18 protein-coding genes are annotated in these 18,141 nt (G+C 71.2%); 2 read left to right on the forward strand and 16 right to left on the reverse strand.

What is annotated here, in order from left to right; translation table 11 throughout:
* From H4J02_RS10460 to H4J02_RS10520, 13 genes are all read right to left on the reverse strand, one after another.
* Entirely contained in the window at positions 1-1,011 is a 1,011-nt protein-coding gene (locus H4J02_RS10460) for an ABC transporter permease (RefSeq protein WP_222942171.1), read from the reverse strand.
* Entirely contained in the window at positions 1,008-2,543 is a 1,536-nt protein-coding gene (locus H4J02_RS10465) for a sugar ABC transporter ATP-binding protein (RefSeq protein WP_187674523.1), read from the reverse strand. Before H4J02_RS10465 ends, H4J02_RS10460 begins: the two co-directional genes overlap by 4 nt.
* Before the next feature lie 31 nt (positions 2,544-2,574).
* A complete protein-coding gene (locus H4J02_RS10470) occupies positions 2,575-3,567 on the reverse strand; it encodes a sugar ABC transporter substrate-binding protein (protein ID WP_187674524.1) in 993 nt (330 codons plus the stop codon).
* A gap of 149 nt (positions 3,568-3,716) precedes the next feature.
* Positions 3,717-4,700, reverse strand: a complete 984-nt coding sequence (locus H4J02_RS10475) for a cyclase family protein (RefSeq protein WP_187674525.1) — start codon at positions 4,698-4,700, stop codon at positions 3,717-3,719.
* A complete protein-coding gene (locus H4J02_RS10480) occupies positions 4,697-5,212 on the reverse strand; it encodes a VOC family protein (protein WP_187674526.1) in 516 nt (171 codons plus the stop codon). Before H4J02_RS10480 ends, H4J02_RS10475 begins: the two co-directional genes overlap by 4 nt.
* Positions 5,209-5,595: a 4-carboxymuconolactone decarboxylase gene (gene pcaC, locus H4J02_RS10485; protein WP_187676546.1), complete on the reverse strand. Its 387-nt coding sequence runs from the start codon at positions 5,593-5,595 to the stop codon at positions 5,209-5,211. The genes H4J02_RS10480 and pcaC overlap by 4 nt, the downstream gene beginning before the upstream one ends.
* 79 nt (positions 5,596-5,674) lie before the next feature.
* Positions 5,675-6,601 (reverse strand): AEC family transporter, encoded by a 927-nt coding sequence (locus H4J02_RS10490; protein ID WP_187674527.1) that lies wholly within the window; start codon positions 6,599-6,601, stop codon positions 5,675-5,677.
* The gene (locus H4J02_RS10495) at positions 6,598-7,113 is read right to left on the reverse strand and encodes a VOC family protein (RefSeq protein WP_187674528.1); all 516 of its coding nucleotides are present in this window, start codon (positions 7,111-7,113) and stop codon (positions 6,598-6,600) included. The genes H4J02_RS10490 and H4J02_RS10495 overlap by 4 nt, the downstream gene beginning before the upstream one ends.
* Positions 7,110-8,255 (reverse strand): serine hydrolase domain-containing protein, encoded by a 1,146-nt coding sequence (locus tag H4J02_RS10500; RefSeq protein ID WP_187674529.1) that lies wholly within the window; start codon positions 8,253-8,255, stop codon positions 7,110-7,112. Before H4J02_RS10500 ends, H4J02_RS10495 begins: the two co-directional genes overlap by 4 nt.
* On the reverse strand, positions 8,255-9,268 hold the full coding sequence (locus H4J02_RS10505) for a sugar phosphate isomerase/epimerase (protein ID WP_187674530.1): 1,014 nt from the start codon (positions 9,266-9,268) through the stop codon (positions 8,255-8,257). Before H4J02_RS10505 ends, H4J02_RS10500 begins: the two co-directional genes overlap by 1 nt.
* Positions 9,265-10,395: a Gfo/Idh/MocA family protein gene (locus tag H4J02_RS10510; protein WP_187674531.1), complete on the reverse strand. Its 1,131-nt coding sequence runs from the start codon at positions 10,393-10,395 to the stop codon at positions 9,265-9,267. Before H4J02_RS10510 ends, H4J02_RS10505 begins: the two co-directional genes overlap by 4 nt.
* A 94-nt stretch (positions 10,396-10,489) precedes the next feature.
* A complete protein-coding gene (locus H4J02_RS10515) occupies positions 10,490-11,347 on the reverse strand; it encodes a helix-turn-helix domain-containing protein (protein ID WP_187674532.1) in 858 nt (285 codons plus the stop codon).
* A 149-nt stretch (positions 11,348-11,496) separates the two neighbouring features.
* Positions 11,497-12,390 carry a LacI family DNA-binding transcriptional regulator gene (locus H4J02_RS10520; RefSeq protein WP_187674533.1) on the reverse strand — a complete coding sequence of 298 codons (894 nt, stop codon included), beginning with the start codon at positions 12,388-12,390 and terminating at the stop codon, positions 11,497-11,499.
* Positions 12,391-12,682: 292 nt separating this feature from the next.
* On the opposite strand from H4J02_RS10520, the gene H4J02_RS10525 reads away from it, so the two are divergent.
* Positions 12,683-13,738 (forward strand): Gfo/Idh/MocA family protein, encoded by a 1,056-nt coding sequence (locus tag H4J02_RS10525; protein WP_187674534.1) that lies wholly within the window; start codon positions 12,683-12,685, stop codon positions 13,736-13,738.
* The gene (locus tag H4J02_RS10530; RefSeq protein ID WP_187674535.1) at positions 13,735-14,628 is read left to right on the forward strand and encodes an NADP-dependent oxidoreductase; all 894 of its coding nucleotides are present in this window, start codon (positions 13,735-13,737) and stop codon (positions 14,626-14,628) included. Before H4J02_RS10525 ends, H4J02_RS10530 begins: the two co-directional genes overlap by 4 nt.
* Before the next feature lie 64 nt (positions 14,629-14,692).
* On the opposite strand, the gene H4J02_RS10535 is transcribed toward H4J02_RS10530, so the two are convergent.
* Genes H4J02_RS10535 through H4J02_RS10545 form a run of 3 tightly spaced genes read right to left on the reverse strand, consistent with a single transcriptional unit; the run spans position 14,693 to position 17,787 of the window.
* Positions 14,693-15,973 carry an ABC transporter substrate-binding protein gene (locus H4J02_RS10535; RefSeq protein WP_187674536.1) on the reverse strand — a complete coding sequence of 427 codons (1,281 nt, stop codon included), beginning with the start codon at positions 15,971-15,973 and terminating at the stop codon, positions 14,693-14,695.
* A gap of 45 nt (positions 15,974-16,018) precedes the next feature.
* Positions 16,019-16,840 (reverse strand): carbohydrate ABC transporter permease, encoded by an 822-nt coding sequence (locus H4J02_RS10540; protein WP_187674537.1) that lies wholly within the window; start codon positions 16,838-16,840, stop codon positions 16,019-16,021.
* A complete protein-coding gene (locus H4J02_RS10545) occupies positions 16,837-17,787 on the reverse strand; it encodes a carbohydrate ABC transporter permease (RefSeq protein ID WP_222942173.1) in 951 nt (316 codons plus the stop codon). Before H4J02_RS10545 ends, H4J02_RS10540 begins: the two co-directional genes overlap by 4 nt.
* Positions 17,788-18,141: the final 354 nt, after the last annotated feature.

Genomic DNA, 18,141 nt, shown 5'->3' on the forward strand with positions numbered 1-18,141 from the left:
CTACTCCTGGCTGAGCCGGCGGCCGATGCTGCTGAAGGCCACGGCGGCGATGAGCAGGATGCCCTGGAACAGGAACTGCACGAACGAGGGCACGCCCACGAGTGCGAGGCCGTTGAACCCGACCGCGACCGTCACGACGCCGACGAGGGTTCCCACGACGTGGAACTGGCCCTCGCGCAGCACGGTGGAGCCGAGGAACGCGGCGGCGAACGACGACATCGTGTAGTTGTCGCCACCCGTCGGCTGGCCGCTGCCGATCGACGACGCGAGCAGCACGCCCGTGACGGCCGCGAAGAGGGCGGCGATCACGAACGCCGTCGTCGTCACGCGACCCGTGCGCACGCCCGTGAGGCGCGCGGCCTCGGTGTTGCCGCCCGTCGCGCGGAGGTTGCGGCCGAAGTCGGTCTTGTTGAGCACGACCCACAGGATGAGCAACGCGCCCGCCATGTAGAAGACGGGCTTGGGCACGCCCATCCAGTTGCCGATCGCGATCTGCAGGAACTCGGGGAACTGCGTCGAGACGGGCTGCGGGGTGCCGCCCGAGATGAAGTAGTTGACGCCGATGAGGGCGCTGCCCGTTCCGAGCGTGCCGACGAGCGCGTTGACGCGCAGCACCGTCACGAGGAAGCCGTTCACGAGGCCCACGACGACGCCCGCGAGGAGCGCGATCATGATCGCGAGGGGGATCGGCACACCCTGCAGCATGAGGATCGTGACGATGATGCCCGAGAGGCTCACCATGTAGCCGATCGAGAGGTCGAACTGCCCGCTCGCGAGCACGAGCGTGAGGCCGCCCGCGACGATCGCGGAGAGCGCCGACTGGTTGAGCACCTGCAGCAGGTTCGGGATCGTCAGGAAGTACGGCGACGCGATGCTGAAGACGATGAGCAGCACGCCGAGCGCGATGAGCGCGCCGTAGCGTCCGAGGATCGCGGCCGTGCGGCGTCCGATCCGCGACGCGAGGCTGCGCGTGTGCTCGGCGGAGGCCTGGGGGCTCTCGATGAGGGTCACGACGACGTCCTTTCCTGGGTGTAGATCGCTTCGAGCATCTGGGCCTCGGTCACGCCGGGCCCCTCGATCTCGCCGAGAGTGCGGCCCTCGACCATCACGACGACGCGGTGGCACACGGCGAGCTCCTCGAGCTCGCTGCACACGACGACGACGGCGCCGCCCTGGGCGGCGAACTCCTCCGCGGTGGCCCAGATCTGGCGGCGGGCGCCGATGTCGACGCCGCGGGTCGGCTCGTCGAGCAGCATGATCCCGATGTCGCGGGCGAGCCAGCGCGCGAACACGACCTTCTGCTGGTTGCCCCCCGAGAGGGTGCGCACGGGCGAGTGGACGGATGCGGTCTTCACACCCAGCCGCTCGACCATCGATCGCACGAGGGCGCGGGCGCGGCCGTCGGCGAGGAAGGGCAGCCACCTCACGGCGCGGGCGCTGCGCCATCCGCCCATCTTGGTGTTGAAGAGCACGCTCTCGTCCATGACGAGGGCCTGAGAGCGCCGCTCCTCGGGCACGAGCGCGACGCCGCGGGTGATCGCGTCGGAGACCGAGCGCGGACGGTAGGGGCGGCCGCCGAGGGTCATCTCGCCCGCGGCGGGGCGCTCGGCTCCGAAGATCAGGCGGAGAGTCTCGGTGCGGCCGGCGCCGACGACGCCCGCGAGACCGAGGATCTCGCCGCGACGGAGGTCGAACGACACGTCGTGCACGCGGGGGCCGCGCGCGAGGCCGCGCACCGAGAGCACGACGTCGGCGTCGCTCTTCACGGGCGCATCCGGGGTCTCGACGGTCTCGGCGACGCTGCCGGCGCCCGTGATGCCGAGCACGAGGTCCTCGCGGGTGTAGCCGCCCCGCTCGTAGGAGGCGACCGTCTGGCCGTCCTTGAACACGGTGACGGCGTCGCACAGCTCCTCGATCTCGTCGAGGCGGTGGCTCACGTAGGCGACGGCGACGCCCGCGGCCGAGAGCTCGCGGACGATGCCGAAGAGACGCTCGCACTCGACGTCCGAGAGCGAGGCGGTGGGCTCGTCCATGGAGACGAAGCGGGCCTCACCGACGAGGGCGCGGCCGATGGCGACGAGGCCGCGCTCGGCGATCGAGAGCTCGCGCACGGGCTTGTCGAGGGAGAAGCGCAGATCGAGCCGCTCGGCGACCTCGCGCGCGAGCGCCTTGCGACGGCGCGCGTCACCGAGGCCGAGGGGCGTCGTGGGCCGCACGCCGATCGTCATGTTGTCGATCGCGGAGAACTCGGGCACGAGCGCGAGCTCCTGGTAGATGAAGGCGAACCCGAGGTCCGCCGCGCGGCGCGGGGAGCCGACGTCGGTCGGCTCTCCCGCCACGAGCAGCTCGCCGGAGTCGGGGGTCACGACCCCGGCGAGCACGTTCAGGAACGTGGACTTGCCTGCGCCGTTCGCGCCGACGAGCCCGTGCACCTGACCCGGCAGGATGTCGAGACCGACGCCGCGCAGCGCACGCACCGCACCGAAGGACTTGGTCAGTCCACGGGCGCTGATGAGCGGGGATGCGGGCGCGGCGTCGGTCATCGATGTCTCCTGTCGGATGGTGAGGGGTGCGTCAGGCCGCGTACTCGGGGTGCTCGGCCAGGAACTCCTCGAGGTTGTCGGGCGTCACGATGATCGTGTTCGCGTCGACCTCCTGCGGGTCCTCGCCGGCAAGGTGGGCCTTGATGAGCTCGACGAGCTGGCCACCCTCGCCCGCGGCGTCGATGTAGAGCACCGCGGAGATGTCACCGCTGCGGAGCGGCTCGACGACCTGGTCCGAGAAGTCCCACGTGTAGATCGGGACGTCGCGGTCGGCCTGCTGGAGCGCGGCGTAGGCGCCCATGGCCGGGTCGGAGAAGCACGCCCAGATGACGAGGTCGGAGCCCTCGCTCTCGGGGTTCGCCTGCAGCCACGCGGCGGTGGCGTTCTGCGCGTCGGTCACCTGACCGGGCACGACGACCTCGTGCTTCTCGATCTTGTCGCTCAGACCCGCGGCCTCGAGCTTCTCGTCGAGGTCGGCCTCGCGCGCGCGGCAGGGAGCGCCGGGCTGGAGGGTCATGGCGAGGATCTTGAGCTTCGGGAGGTCCTTGATCTGCTCGATCATGTACTCGTTGACCGGCGAGGCGGCGGTCGTCGAGATGGCGCCGGCGACGCCGTCGGCGAGCGAGCCGGCGAGGTAGAAGACGGGGATCTGCGCGGCGGCGGCGCCCGTCATGCACTGGGCCATCTGGTTGGTGTCGAACACCGAGATGACGATCGCGTCGACCTGGCGGGTCACGTACTGCGTGCAGATGGTGTTGGCCTGAGCCGCGTCGCCCTTCGGGTCCTGGCTCAGCACCTCCCAGCCCTCGGCCTCCATGGCGGTCTTGGCACCGTCGGTCTCGGACTTCGCCGAGAGGGTGGTCGTGTCGTAGCTCACGATGCCGACGGTGTACGTGTCGTCGCCGCCGTCCTTCGAGCCGTTGCTGCTGCCGTCGATGGAACAGCCGGCGAGCATGACGCCGGCGAGCGCGAGCGCGCCCAGCGCGAGGCCGCGGCGGCCGCGCTTTCCGAATTCTGTGATCACGTCTTCCTCCTTGAAGGTGGTGTCCTCGACACCCGGGTACGGCGGACGGTGCTCCGCGCAACGCCCAGCATCCCGATGGCCCTCGCGGTCCACATGCACGCGCCCGCCACCTAGTTGCGTGCGCCTGCCAGGCGATGCCGCGACAGCGGTCACATGAGGGCGAGGGCGTTCGCGGGCGAGCCGATACCGCCCGGGATCCGCAGCGGCGCTGCCGTGAGCAGGCCCTCCCAGCGGTCCTCGCGCGCGCAGTGCTCGGCGAGCGCGTCGAGGTCCCAGAGCTCGCCCACCGCCATCCCGAGCATGGGGATGAGGCGGTAGTGCAGCCAGCCGTCGACGCTGTCGCGCTCGAACGGCATGGCCTCGAGCGCGGGGTTGTCTGCGACGATCGCCGCGGCCTCGACGTCCCACAGCCACGCAGCGAGGTCCTCGCTCGCCGCGAGACCTGGCGTCGGCGGCATGAGCTCGCGGTCGCGCGAGAGGTCGTCGCTCGGCACCATCGCGGCGATGCGGGCGCGCTCCTCGCGCGAGGCCGCGCGGTAGCCCGCGAGCCATCCGGTTCGCACGAGGACCGCGGAGCCGGGCGCCAGCTCGACGCCCTGGGCGACCGCGGTCGCCACGAGGTCGTCGACGCCGATCAGCTCTCGCGCGTCCCAGCGGATCGGACGACCGTAGGAGGCGCGGTGCCGCGCGACGTCGAGCAGCACGAAGCGCGCTGCGATGCCCCGCGCGCCCCAGCGGTCGATGCCGAGACGGGATCCGCGGCCGACGCCAACGGCACCCGCGGGCACGCCGTTGTAGAAGCCGAGCTCCGGATGCCGCACGTGCGCGAGCGAGTCCCACTGGCTCGAGGCCTGGGGGTGCAGGTCGTCGATGCGGTCGTCGAGCGACGTCGGCTCCTGCACCACGGTGTGCGTGAAGCCGCGGCGCCCGAAGAGCGGCGGGTCGGGCTCGTCGAGCGGCAGCGAGAGCGGGAACGCGACACCCTCGCGCACGAGGGATGCGGCGGCCACAGCGCGGTCGGGCGTCGCCTCGTTGAGCGTGCCGATCTCGTCGTCGGCACCGTACACGCCCCAGGAGGTGCCCCGCGGCGCGTCCTCGCGCACGGCGAGGTCGCGGTAGCGCGGCCGCGTCACAACTCCACCCGGATGCGCTCGTGGGGTGGACGGCGACGGGCGGGCGCCTCGATCGCCTCGACGTACGATCCCACCACGTCTCGCACATCGAAGAAGGCGTATGCACCGTCGCCGTCCACACCATGTCCTCCCCCGCTGAGCACCTCGCCGATGCCGAGTCCGGCGAAGTGGGCACGGGCCTCCGCGAGCGACGGCACGTAGTAGCCCACGTGGTGCAGGCCCGGTCCGCGCTCGTCGAGGAACGTCGTGTAGATGCTCGGCCCGGTAACCGGCTGGATGATCTCCAGGGCAGGGCCGTAGGAGGGCATCGCCACGACGGAGGTGTAGTCGGCGTCCTCGCCGAGATAGCGGCGCACGGGGACGTAGGCGCCGTCGTAGGTCCAGACGTTCCACTCGGCGACGCCGAGGACACGCGCCATGCGCTCGACGGCCGGGCGCAGCTCGGGGACGACGTACGCGATCTGGTCGGGTGCGCGGCCGACGAGCGGCAGCCGCTCGGCGGCGCCCGTCACGCCTCGGCGTCCATGTCCGTGAAGACCTGGCGCGCGACCCGGAACGCGTCGAGTGCGGCCGGCACACCGCAGTAGATGGCGGCCTGCAGGAGCACCTCGCGGATCTCCTCGCGGCTCACGCCGTTGTTGACGGCGCCGCGCACGTGGATCGCGAGCTCGTGCGGGCGGTTGAGAGCCGTCATCATCGCGAGGTTGAGCATGCTGCGAGTTCTCCGCGGCAGCTCGTCACGGGTCCACACGCGACCCCAGCAGTACTCCGTGACGAGCTCCTGCAGGTCGCGCGTGAAGTCGTCCATCGCGGCGAGCGAGCGATCCACGTACGCGTCCCCGAGCACGGCACGACGCACCGCGAGGCCGGCGTCGAATTGCTGCTGGGAGGTCATTTCGCTGGGCATGCGGCCATGCTCCCCATCCGCGCCGAACGGCGCTTGACCACGCGCGTCAGGCTCCTGCGTGTGCAGGTCAGCTCGGATGCAGGAGCGCCGCCGCGAGGAACAGGACGGGCACGGCCACCACGGTGGTGAGAAGCACGACGTCACGCGCGTGGACGACGCCTTTCCCGAAGCGCTCGGCGTACGTGTACACGACCTGCCCGGTCGGCAGTGCGGCGATCACCACGGTCGCGAAGACGATAGCCGGGTCGAGGCCGAGCAGGGGCCCCGCGACGACCCATGCCACGAGCGGCATGATGATCGCCTTGATGACGGTCGCCACGACGATCGGCAGCCGGTCGCTCCCGGGCTCGAGCACCCGACGGCCGCGCAGCGACACCCCGAAGGCGAGCAGCACGACGGGGATCGCAGCGTCCGCGAGCAAGTCGAGCGGCACCTCCACGACATCCGGGAGCCGGATGCCGGAGAGGCTGATGGCCACGCCCGTCGCCGACGCCGCGACGACGGGGTTGCGCAGGGGCTGGGTCACGATGCGCCCGAGCGAGAGCGGCCGACCCGAGGTGCCGTCGAGCACCGCCATGAGCACCGGCGTGAACGCGATGGGCTGCAGCACGAGCACGGCCGCGATCGCCTGCGGGTCGTCGAGCACGAACATCGCGACCGGCAGCCCCATGTTGTTGCTGTTGAGGAACACGACGCTCGCCGCGCCGATCGCGGTCTCGCCCGCGCCGCGCCGGAAGAACGCCAGCGACAGCACGAGGTACAGTACGGCCGCCGCGGCCGCGCTCACGGCCGCCACGAGCATGTAGTCCGACAGGATGATGCGCAGGTCGGCATGCGCGAGGATCCGGAACAGGATCGCGGGCGTCGCGACGTAGAACGCGACGCGGGTGAGGGCGTTCGCCGTCTCCTCGCCGAACGCCCCGAGCCGGGCGCACACGTAGCCGATGAGGATGATCGCGCCGATAACGGCGACGCCCTCGACGACGCCGATCACGACGCCGGCGGCCCCCAGAGGCTCGCCTTGCCCGTGACGGGGTCGCGCCACAGCGGCGACCCGTCGTCGGCCACGAGCGGGCCGGGGAGCGGCGAGATGAACTCCATGCGGATGCCGTCGAGGAAGTTCTTGTCGGTGAACATCAGCAAGATGCGGCCCTGCTCGTCGAACGAGCAGCCGTCGATCGCGACCCCCCTGCTCGCGAGCAGCTCGCGGTGTGCCTCGGGGTCGGCGACGTTCTGGATGCCGAGGTGGTGGATGCCGAGCTGGTCCGGGCCGTGGGTGCCCGATCCGGTGACCTCCATGAGCTCGATACGCGGCGGGCCCTCGAGCGAGAACGAGATGCGGGCGTCGTGGAAGTGCGGCTCGGGGTCGCTGTGGTCGGCGTAGCGCTCGGTGCGGTAGCGCCCGATCGGGCTGAACGTGTAGCCGGTCACCGTCGACCAGCGCTCGATCGCCTCCTCGAGGTCGGGCACGAGGATGCCGATGTGCTCGATGAGGGGTGCGGTCATCGCTGACTCCTGGGTTCGGTGCGCGGGGCGAGCCCCCGCATGCAGTGGCGGATGGTGTCGACGAGGGCGAGCCCCGCGGGGCTCGCCCCCGCCATGCGGGGGAAGACGTCGGTCGTCCAGGCGACCGCGAGGCCCGAGTCGGGGTCGGCGAAGACGAACGAGCCGCCCGCCGCCTCGTGCCCGTAGGAGCGGCCGCCGTAGAGCGGTAGCTGAGCGAACGGCAGCTGCATGCCCGACGAGAACGCGGTCTCGACGCCGAGCACGGCGTCGGTGCCGCGCGACAGCACCTCCTCGAACGAGCGACGGGCGGCATCCGACAGCAGCGGGCCGTCGAGCGTCGCGGCGAGGAGACGAGCGAGGTCGCGTGCGCCCGCGACCCCGCTCGAGGAGGGGAAGCCCGCCCGGAGGAAGCCCGGGTCGTTGTAGATGTCCATCTCGCGCGAGAGCGCTGCGGTGGTGCCCGCGGGGATGCCGCTCGCGGCCACGAAGGCGGCGCGCGTCTCCGAGATGGCGGGGCTCAGGTAGCGCACCTTCGCGACGCGCGGGAACGCGGCATCCGGCAGCCCGAGCCACACGTCGACGCCGAGCGGCCCCGCGACGTGCTCCGCGAGGTACTCCCCCACGGTCGTGCCCACGCGGCGCCGGAAGACGCCCTCGAGCAGCGGGGCGAACGTGAAGGCGTGGTAGCCGTGCCGCGTGTTCGGCTCCCAGTAGGGCTCCTGCTGCGCGACGGCGTCCTCGGCGGCGCCGGCCATGAGCTCGTCGTAGCCCAGCCGGCGGTCGAGCGAGGCGATGCCGGAGCGGTGGGCGAGCACCATGCGGGGCGTGATCGCGGCGGTCGAGGCGCGGCGGAACTCGGGCCAGTCGCTCGCGAGGGGCTCGTCGAGGTCGAGGAGCCCGGCGTCGGCGGCGTGGGCCGCGACGATCGCGGTGACGGCCTTCGAGACCGAGAAGACCGGCTGCACCGTGTCGGCCGCATAGGTGCCGCCCCACAGGTCGACGACGAGCTCGCCGTCGCGCACGACCGCGAGCGCGGCGCCGCCCTCGCCCTGTGCCGAGACGGCGCGCGCGAACACCTCGCGGAGCTCCTCGAAGGGGGCGGCCGCGGTGCCGCCCACCGGGATCTGCTCGGGACCGGACATCAGCGGTAGATCGGCGCCAGGTGCTCGCGGAAGTACTCGAGGCCCTGCGCGAGCTCGACGACCGGGTCGGGCGAGTGGTCGATCTCCTCGGTCGCCCAGCCGCTCCATCCGTGCTCGCGCAGGATGTGCATCCACGTCTCCCAGTCGACGATGCCCGAGCCGAGGATGCGGAACGACTGCATCGTCTGCTCGTGGCGCTGCTTCTGGTCACCGCGCTGGAGGTGGCCGGACTTCGGGCCGATGCAGTCCTTCCAGTGCATCGTCGGGATGCGGTCGATGTGGTCGCGCAGCACCGCCACGGCGTCGCCGCCGTCGAGGGTGATGTGGCCCGCGTCGGGGCACAGCGCGATCGAGGCGGGGTCGGTGAGCTCCAGCACCGTCGCGATGTCCTCGTTGCGCGAGCAGATCGAGTAGGCGTCGGTGTGGATCGCGATCTTGACGCCGTGCTCGATCGTGATCGCGCCCAGGCGGTTGAGGTGCTCGGCGAAGCGCTCGTGCACCTCGCGGTCGACCGGACGGGTGAAGTCCTCCTCGGTCGCCGTGTCGTCGGGGCTCTCGTTGCCGAACCGGCTGCGCGGGAGGTTGCCCGACACGATCGTGCCTGCACCCATCTCGGCGAGGAACTCGGCGTGACGGCGGAACGCGTCGTCGGCGACGGGGATGAGCTCGGGGTCGGCGATCGCGTTGCCGATGAGCTGGCGCCCGTGGGCGTAGCTTGAGCTCAGCTCGAGTCCGCGCTCGTCGAGGGCGGCGCGGAAGCCGTCGACGCTGCCGTAGACCTTGAGCGCGGCCTCCCAGCCGGCCGGGTCGGGGGCGAGCTCGACGCCCTCGAGCCCCGCGTCGCGGGCGCCGTCGAGCATCCCGTCGAAGTAGCGACGCGGGTCGGCCCAGAAGGCCTCAGTCCAGCGCGGGTGGTTGAGGCCCGGCTCGAGCCCCCACCAGCCCGACTCGTAGAAGCCGATGATGTTGGTGCTGAAGCGGATGTTGGGCTCGCCCTCGTGCGCGTGGCTCATGCGTGCGCCCCCGCCTCGCCGACCGTCACCCAGCTGTCCGACTGGGCGGCGGCGTAGACGGCCGCGACGACGTCCTCGACGTGCGCCGCGCGGGCGAAGTCGGGCGCGGTGGGCGTGCCGTCGACGATCGCGCGCACGAAGTGCTGCATCTGGATCGCCGAGACATCGGGGTAGCCCGTGCCGAGGCCGGCGAGGCGCCACCAGCCGTCGGGGTGCTGGTCGTTCGTGTGGATGGTGCGGAAGCCCCGGTGGTCGGCGGGCTCGTCGACGTAGGCGACACGGAAGACCTCGCGGTCGTTCCAGTCGAACTGCACGGCGGCACGGCTCGCGTCGAACTCGAAGTAGACGCGGTTCTTCCGGCCGACGCCGTACTGGTTGACGCTGAAGGTGCCGATCGCGCCGTTCGCGAACTCGGCGAGCCACACGGCCGCGTCGTCGATGAGGTCGCCCTCGACACGCTCGGACTCGGGGCGCCATCCGTCGCCCGAGTAGCTGCGGGCGCGCGCGGCGACGCGCACGATGTCGCCGAACAGGTGCTCGGCGAGGTCGATGATGTGCGAGCCGATGTCGCCGACCGTGCCGGACCCGCCCGTGGCCTTGGTGGCGCGCCAGCGGTTCGGGTCGGCCCAGAAGCCGACCTCCTGCGTGTAGCTCGCCCGGAACTGCAGGGGCGTGCCGAGCTTGCCCTCGTCGAGCAGCTTCTTGGCGAACGACACCGCGGGCGTGTGGCGGTAGTTGTACCCGACCTGCGTCACGACTCCGGCCTTCTCGGCTGCGGCGACGATGGCGCGCGCCTCGTCCGGGTCGTTCGTGATGGGCTTCTCGCAGAACACGTGCTTGCCCGCCTCGATCGCCGCGAGGGCGATCTCGGCGTGGAACTGCGGCGGGGTGCAGATGTCGACGATGTCGATGTCGTCGCGGGCGACGGCGGCACGCCAGTCGGTGCCCGACTCGTTCCAGCCGTACGCGGAGGCCGCCGTGGCCGCGACCTCGGCGTTCGCGTCGACGAGCACCTGCTTGACGATCGTCGCGCCGAGATCGCTCGCGATGGGCGCGAGCGCGTAGGCGAGGCTGTGCGCGCGACCCATGAATCCGGCTCCGACGAGCGCGACCTTCAGTTCCTTCACCGGTGTCCTTCCGTGTGGTGTGGTTCCCAGAGTGCGCGAGCCGCGGCCGGGCGTCTTGCCTACGCCCGACTCGCGATTGCTCGAGACCGCCGTGCTACGCGGATGCGCGCAGCTCGGATGCGCCGGTCGAGCCGAGGGCGGCCTGCCGGTACGCGCGAGGCGAGGCCCCGAAGGTCGACTTGAACAGGCGGCTGAAGTGGGCGGCGTCCCACAGGCCCCAGCGGGCCCCGATCGCGCTCACCGAGACGCCCGCCTGGGCGGGGTCGGCGAGGTCGGTGCGGCAGTGCTCGAGGCGGCGGGTGCGGATCCAGGCGCCGAGGGTCATGCCCTCGCGCTCGAAGAGCCGGTGCAGGGTGCGGGTGGAGATGTTCTGGGCGGCCGCGATGCGGTCGGGCGTCAGGTCGAGCTCGCCGAGATGCTCCTCGATGTAGTCGAGGGCGTCGCGCAGCATCGAGGAGCGCCATCCGCTGGTGGGGTCGTCGTCTGCGGCGTCGAGGCACATGAGGCCGATGAGCCCCACGACGTGCTGCGCGAGGCGGGCCGGGTGGTCGGTGCACGCCTGCCCCTGCGCGGCGAGTCCCCGCAGCAGGTGGGCGACGAGACCGGAGGTTCCGGTCGCGGCGACCTGGACGCGGCCGGCGGCGGCGCGCAGGGCGGGCGCGTGCGGACCGGCCGCGCTCTCGGGGACGCGCACGACGATGAGCTCGGCGTCGCCCGCGACGTCGACCCGCACGCGTCCGGATCCGCAGAGCACCGCGAGCTGCGCGGGGCCGAGCGCCGGGGGCTCCGCACCGAGGCGGGCGACGCCCGCCACGAGGTACGCGACGTCGAAGTAGGACTCCCCGCCCGGGCGGTCGCCGAGGGTCCAGTTCCCCGCGGTGAGCGAGAACACCTCGAGGCGGTCGATCCGGACGGCGGTCGGCGGGACGGCGGCGGGGGCGGGCGTGGTCATCATCGACTCCTTGGGCAGTGGTTACTCGTGTCCGTTACTCGTATCCGTTACACGAGTAACCAACATTGAAAGGGGAGTTTACTCGTGTAAACGGCGGCGTCAAGTTCGCATCCGCGACACGCCGGGGGTGGCGGTCGCGACGGGGCGCGTCAGGCCGTGCGGCGCTCGATGACGTGCAGCAGATCGTGGTCGATCGGCTCGGGCTCGATGTCGTCGAGCAGCGCGATCGCCGACGCCACGACGTCGTCGCCCCAGCGGTCGACGTCGATCTCGACGGTCGTCAGGTCGAGCCGGGCGGAGGGGATGTTGTCGACGCCGATGACGGCGAGGTCGCGCCCCGCCTCGAGCCCGCGCGCCTGCAGCGCGCTCACCAGGAGCAGCCCGATCTCGTCGTTGTGCGTCGCGACGGCCGTGAGCCCCTCGCTCGCGAGGAAGACGTCGAGCGCGGCGGTCACCGAGTCCATGTCGGCGGGATCGACCGTGCACACGACGGGCTCGGGGATGCCGAGCTGCGCGCACTCGTCCTGGAGGCCGCGGAGACGCTCCCCCGCGATGAGCTGGAGGCTCGGCTCGCTCGGCAGCACGTAGCCCAGCACGCGATGCCCCTTCGCGGTCAGGTGGTCGGCCTGCAGTCGGCCGATGCGCGCGTTCGGCATCGTGCCGTGCACGCGCAGGACGCGGCTCGCGGTGTTCTCGAGCCCCTCCTGCTCGCTGAGGGTGAGGCCGCCCATGACGACGACGAGGCTCGGCGAGACGAGCTGCCAGAGCTCCTGCACGGAGCGCAGCGACTCGTCGTAGCGGTGGATGAGCAGCACGAAACCGCGCTCCGCGAGCGCGACGTCGAGCTTCCGCAGCAGCGTGTTCGAGATGTAGCCGGGCGAGAAGTCGCGCACGAGGGCGAGCACGACATCGCTGCGGCCGAGGCGCAGCATCCGGGCCGGCGCGTACGGCACGTGGCCGAGCTCGCGCGCGGTGCGCAGCACGAGCTCGCGCGTCGCATCCGAGATCGCGCGGCCCTCGACGTCGTTGAGCACATAGCTCACCGTGGCGCGGGAGACCCCGCAGGCACGCGCGATGTCGGCGTGCGTGACCCGCTTCGGGCGACGCGGAACGGCACTCGCCTCCGCCGACATCGCTCCCCCTCCCGGGCTGGGCGGCACACGATACGTGCGCCTCGCTCGGGATACTACCCACCGCTCCGCTCGCGACGTTTGCGCGTGGCCGTCAGGGCCTGGCGCGTCCGCGACAGCTCGCTCCCTTGCCCGCCGCTGCCAGACCGTTGCGCGCGTCCGCCACCCTCGTCGGGGCGACGTCGGTCGCGCCTAACATGACGGCATGTCGCTGCCGACAACGCTGCCCGAGCCCGTCATCCCCCGCCTCGTCGGAGGCCCCACCCTGCGCTGGGGCGTTCTCGCTCCCGGCTTCATCGCGGGCGTCTTCGCGTCGACGCTGCACCGCAACACCGACCAGCGGATCGCCGCGGTCGCCTCGCGCAGCGCCGAGCGGGCCGAGACGTTCGCGCGCAGCCACGGGATCGACCGCAGCTACGACGACTACCGCGCCCTCGTCGACGACCCGGGCATCGACATCGTCTACGTCGCCGCTCCCCACACCGAGCACCTCGCGCTCGCGACGCTCGCCCTCGAGGCCGGCAAGCACGTGCTCGTCGAGAAGCCGATCGCCGCGAGCGCCGACGAGGCGCGCCGGATCGCCGAGGCGGCGCGCGCGGCGGGGCGCTTCGCGATGGAGGCGATGCACACGCGCTTCCACCCGCGCATGACCGTCATCGAGCGCCTGCTCGCCGACGGCGCCCTGGGCGAGCTGCGGCTCGTGCAGGCCGAGCTCGGCCTCGGCAACGTGCCCGTCGACCCGACGAGCCGCCTCTACGACCCCGCCCTCGGCGGCGGGGCCGCTCTCGACCTCGGCGTCTACCCGCTGTGGTTCCACGACTTCGTGCTCGGCGCCCCGACCCGCCTCGACGTGAGCGGCACGCTCGCCGTGACCGGCGTCGAGGACCAGTGGAACGCGACCCTCCATCACGACGACGGCGCGACCGGCGAGATCGCCGCCACGATGCGCACGTGGACCCCGAGCCACGCCGCGATCGGCGGGGCCGAGGGCCGCATCCACCTCGACTCGCGGCATCCGCAGCCCGGCGGCTTCACCGTGTACGACGTGCGCAACCAGCCCGTGTCGCGCTTCGACGACGAGACCGGCGTCGTCGGCACCGACGGGCTCTGCCGACAGGCCGCCTGGGCCGCGCAGCACATCGCCGACGGCCTGCTCGAGTCGCCCCTGCACCCGCTCGCCACGAGCATCCGCGTGCTCGAGACCGTCGACGGCGTGCGCGCCGGTCTCGGCGCCGCCCCGATCGGAGAGGACGCCGCATGATCACCGCCCGTTACGCCCGCTACGGAGGCCCCGAGGTCGTCGAGCTCGTCGAGCTGCCCCGACCGGAGCCCGGACCCGGCGAGTACCTCGTCGAGCTGCGCGCCGCGGGGCTCAACCCCGCCGACGTCAAGGTGCGCCGCGGTGCGACGCCGGTCGCCCCGCTCCCCTCCGGCATCGGCCGCGAGTTCGCGGGCGTCGTCGTCGCCGTCGGCGAGGGGGCGGCGCGCTACCGCGTCGGCGACGAGGTCATCGGTACGGGCGAGTGGGTCATCGGCGAGTACGCGACGGCTCCCGAGGAGCTGCTCGCAGCGAAGCCCGCCGAGCTGCCCTGGACGTGGGCGGCGAGCATCCCGGTCGCCATCCAGACCGCGGCCGTCGCCGTCGCCTCGCAGGATCCGCGGCCCGGCGACACCGTGCTCGTGAGCGCCGCCGCGGGCGGCGTGGGCTTCTTCGCCTCGCAACTGGCTGTGCGCACGGGCGCACGCGTTATCGGCACGGCGAGCGAGCGCAACCACGCGCTGCTGCGCGAGCTCGGGGTCGAGCCCATCGTGTACGGCGACGGCCTCGAGGAGCGTCTCCGCGCTCTCGCGCCCGAGGGCATCGACATCGTGCTCGACCACCAGGGCCGCGAGACGATCGAGACCGCGCTCGCGCTCGGCGTCGCCCGCGACCGCATCAACACGATCTCCGGCTACGACGGCTGGTACGCCGTGCGCTACGTGGGCCGCAAGGGCATGAACCGCGAGCTCGTCGAGCGCCTCGCGAGCGAGCTCGTCGACGGCACGCTCCGCATGCGGATCGAAGCCGAGTATCCGCTCGCGCGCATCAGGGACGGCTACCGCCACCTCGAGTCGGGCCATCTGGCGGGCAAGGTCGTGCTCACGATCTGAGGCACCCGCGCACACGAGAACGGCCGCCCCTCGCGAGGGGCGGCCGTTCCGCGTGCGGGGTCGACTACTTGGTGTCGAACTCCTTCTGCATCGAGGCCAGCATGTCGGCCGGCGTCGCCGAGCCCACGAGCAGGCCCTGGATGCCGTTCACCATGGCCGATTCGATGCGGGCGTTGGGCCACATCTGGTTGAGGTAGTGCACCGCGTGGCCCTCGTCGAGAGCCGCGACGAGGTACTCCTCGTTGGCGTCGGCCGGGCTGTAGCCCTCGGTGATCGTCGGGACGGTGCCCGGCATGGCCGCCTGGTACAGCTCGATGTTGTCGGCGAGGAACTGCACGAACTTCTTCGCGGTCTCCTGACGCGGCGTCTTGGCGTAGATCGCCGCGCCACCCTGCGTCGACAGCGTCACGGCGTTGGTGCTCTCGTCGTCGTCGCTGTGGAAGGGGTGGATGCGGAACTCGCCGTCCGGGGCGACGGCCTGCAGCGCCGCGATGCGCGTGCCGATCAGGAACTGGCCGAAGGCCTCGCCCTGCGCGACCATGCGGTTCGACTCGTCGTACGGCGTGCCGGTCGCGTTCGGCTGGAAGCAGCCCGCGTCGATCATGTCGACGTACTTCTCGGTCGCCTCCACGTAGCCCTCGTGGTCGGAGAAGGTCGTCTTGCCGTCGAGCAGCTCCTGGTCGAACTCGGTGCCCTCGCCGTAGACGAGGTCGGCGACGAGCGCGTAGTACGGCGCCTGGCCGGCGTAGAGGTTGTTGCCGGCGAGCGCGTAGGCGACCTTGCCGGCGGCCGAGGCGGCCTCGCAGAACGGGATGACGTCACTCCACGTGGTCGGAGCGGTGAGCCCCGCCTCGTCGAGCGCCGCCTGGTTGTAGACGGGGGCGAAGGCCGTCGCGAGCGGGGCCATGATGTAGGCCGCGCCGTCGATGCTCACGAGCTCGCGGATGAAGTCGGGGTAGGCGGAGACCCAGTCCTGGTCCGAGAGGTCGGTCATGAAGTCGCCACCGTCGAGCTGGCGGATGGCGGCCGTGTTCCCGTCGCCCGGCCACACGTAGAACACGTCCGCCGCGGTCCCCGTGCCGAGCTGCGTGCGGATCGAGGCCTGGTACTGCGCCGTGTCGGCGGTCGTCACGACCACCTGGATGTCGGGGTTGGCCTCCTGGAACGCCGCGACCACGGCGTCGATACCGGCCTTCTCGTTGGCCAGCCAGTCGATCTTGAGGAAGGTGCCGTCGTCGGTCGCGCCACCACCACTCTCGGTGCCGGGTGCCGAGCATCCGGCGAGAAGCAGACCGGTCGCCGCCAACGTGGCAGCTCCGATCGTGAGCTTTCGGTTCCACTGCATCGTGGGTTTCCTTTCTTCGGGGTGCTGTGTTGGTGGTGGGTCTTCTCAGCCCTTGATGCCGCTCGCGAATCCCTGGATGAGGGTCTTCTGGAAGACGAAGAACGCGATGAGCACGGGGATGACGCTGATGAGCAGAGCCGCGAACACGAGCGGCCAGACCGTCGTGTTCTCGTTGACGAAGCTGTAGACGGCGATCGGCACGGTGCGGTTCGGCGATCCGCTGAGGTAGAGCAGCGGGGTGAGGAAGTCGTTCCAGACGAAGAGTCCGTTGAGGATGATCACGGTGCCCGTGATCGGCCGCAGCAGCGGGAACACCACGCGGCGGAAGCGACCGAAGGTGCCCGCTCCGTCGAGGGACGCGGCCTCTTCGTACTCGGCGGGGATCTGTCGCAGGAACGTCGTGTAGAGGAACAGCGTGAACGGCAGGCGCAGCCCGACGTAGATGATGACGAGCGGCACCATCGTGCCGAGCAGGCCGAGCGCCGCGAAGTTGCGGTACAGCGGCACGAGGCCGAGCTGGAACGGCACGAGCAGGCCGATCATGAACAGGTAGAAGGCCGGCGCCGACCAGCGGGCCGTGGCACGAGCGAGGCCGTAGGCGCACAGCGATCCGAGCCCGACGAGCAGCAGCACGCTCACGACCGTGATGACGGCGCTGTTGACCATCGCCTGCCCGAGACCGGACTGCGCCCACGCGTTCGCGAAGTTGTCGAACGTCGGGTTCGCGGTCGGGACGAGCGGCGACGAGAGGTCGGTCTGGTCGCGGATCGAGAGATTGATGAGCACGTACACCGGGACCATGAAGATCAGGGCGACGACGATCATCACGCCCTCGAGGGTGCCGGTGCGCCACGTGTATCGGTTCATCGCGCACCTCCGGAGCGCAGCAGGCCGCGGTACTGGAAGAAGCCCAGGATCCCGACGATGACGGCGAGCACGAGGGCGATCGCCGCGCCTCGTCCGAGCTCGCCGAACTGGAAGGCGGTGCGGTAGACGAGGGTCGAGAGCGAGTGGCTCGAGTCGGCGGGGCCGCCGCCCGTCGTCACCCAGACCTGGTCGAAGATCATGAAGCCGCGGATGAGCGACAGCATGATGTTGACCGTGATGGCGGGCGCGAGCAGCGGGCGGACGACGTACCAGAATCGCGCGATGGGCCCCGCGCCGTCGATCGCGGCCGCCTCGAGCTGCTCCGGCGGAATGCCCTGGAGGCCCGCGAGATAGATGACCATCGTGTAGCCCGTGAACTGCCAGATCACGATGATGCTGATCGAGTAGACGACGAGGTTGGGGTCGCCGAGCCAGTTGGGGTTGGCGTCGTGCAGTCCGATCGCGTGCAGCAGCTGGGTGATCGCGCCGTTGTTGACCTGGAACAGGTACTGCCAGAGGTACGCGATGACGACGGACAGCAGCACGACGGGCATGAAGAACAGCACGCGCAGGACGTTGCGGCTCTTGATGCGCGAGTGCAGGGCGAGCGCGACGAGCAGGCCGAGGATGTTCTCGAAGACCGTCGAGAGGATCGCGTACAGGAACGTGTTGCCGATCGCCTTGACGCTCACGGCGTCCTCGAACAGGCGCGTGAAGTTGTCGATGCCGACGAACGACCAGTCGCTCGAGAGCCCGTTCCAGTTGGTGAACGAGAAGAACACGCCCTGGAAGCTCGGGATGAGCACGACGAACCCGTAGAACACGGCCGCCGGCAGGATGAAGAGCCAGATGAAACGGCTCCCCGTGCGTCGGGCGTTCCGACGGGCCGCGGACTCGCGCACCGTCCGGCCGGTCTCGGCCGGCGACGGCTCGGTCGCAGCGGTCACTGTCGACGTCAACTTCGGCACCTCCTCGGGTCGTGGTTCAGCCAATCTCTCGCTGCGCGACCCGAAGCGCTTGCGTCTGCAAGACACCTTCTAGACACGTGCCGACATCGCCGCGGATGCGACACGACGGCCGGATGTCGCCACGGCCAGTGGCTCGCGAGCCCACGGCTCCCCCGCGAAAAGCGTAAGCCAGGGGCGTATCCCGATCGGCACGCGAGCACGTACGCGCCGTACCCCATCCGGAACCGCGCGCTCGCGTGCGCGCCCGCGGTCATGAGGTCGGCACGGAGACGCAAGCCCCGGACGCTCCGGCCGCGTATCGATGAGATGCGGGCCGCGGAGGCGCCCGCAAGA

Source organism: Protaetiibacter sp. SSC-01 (assembly GCF_014483895.1).
Taxonomy (GTDB): Bacteria; Actinomycetota; Actinomycetes; order Actinomycetales; family Microbacteriaceae; genus Homoserinibacter.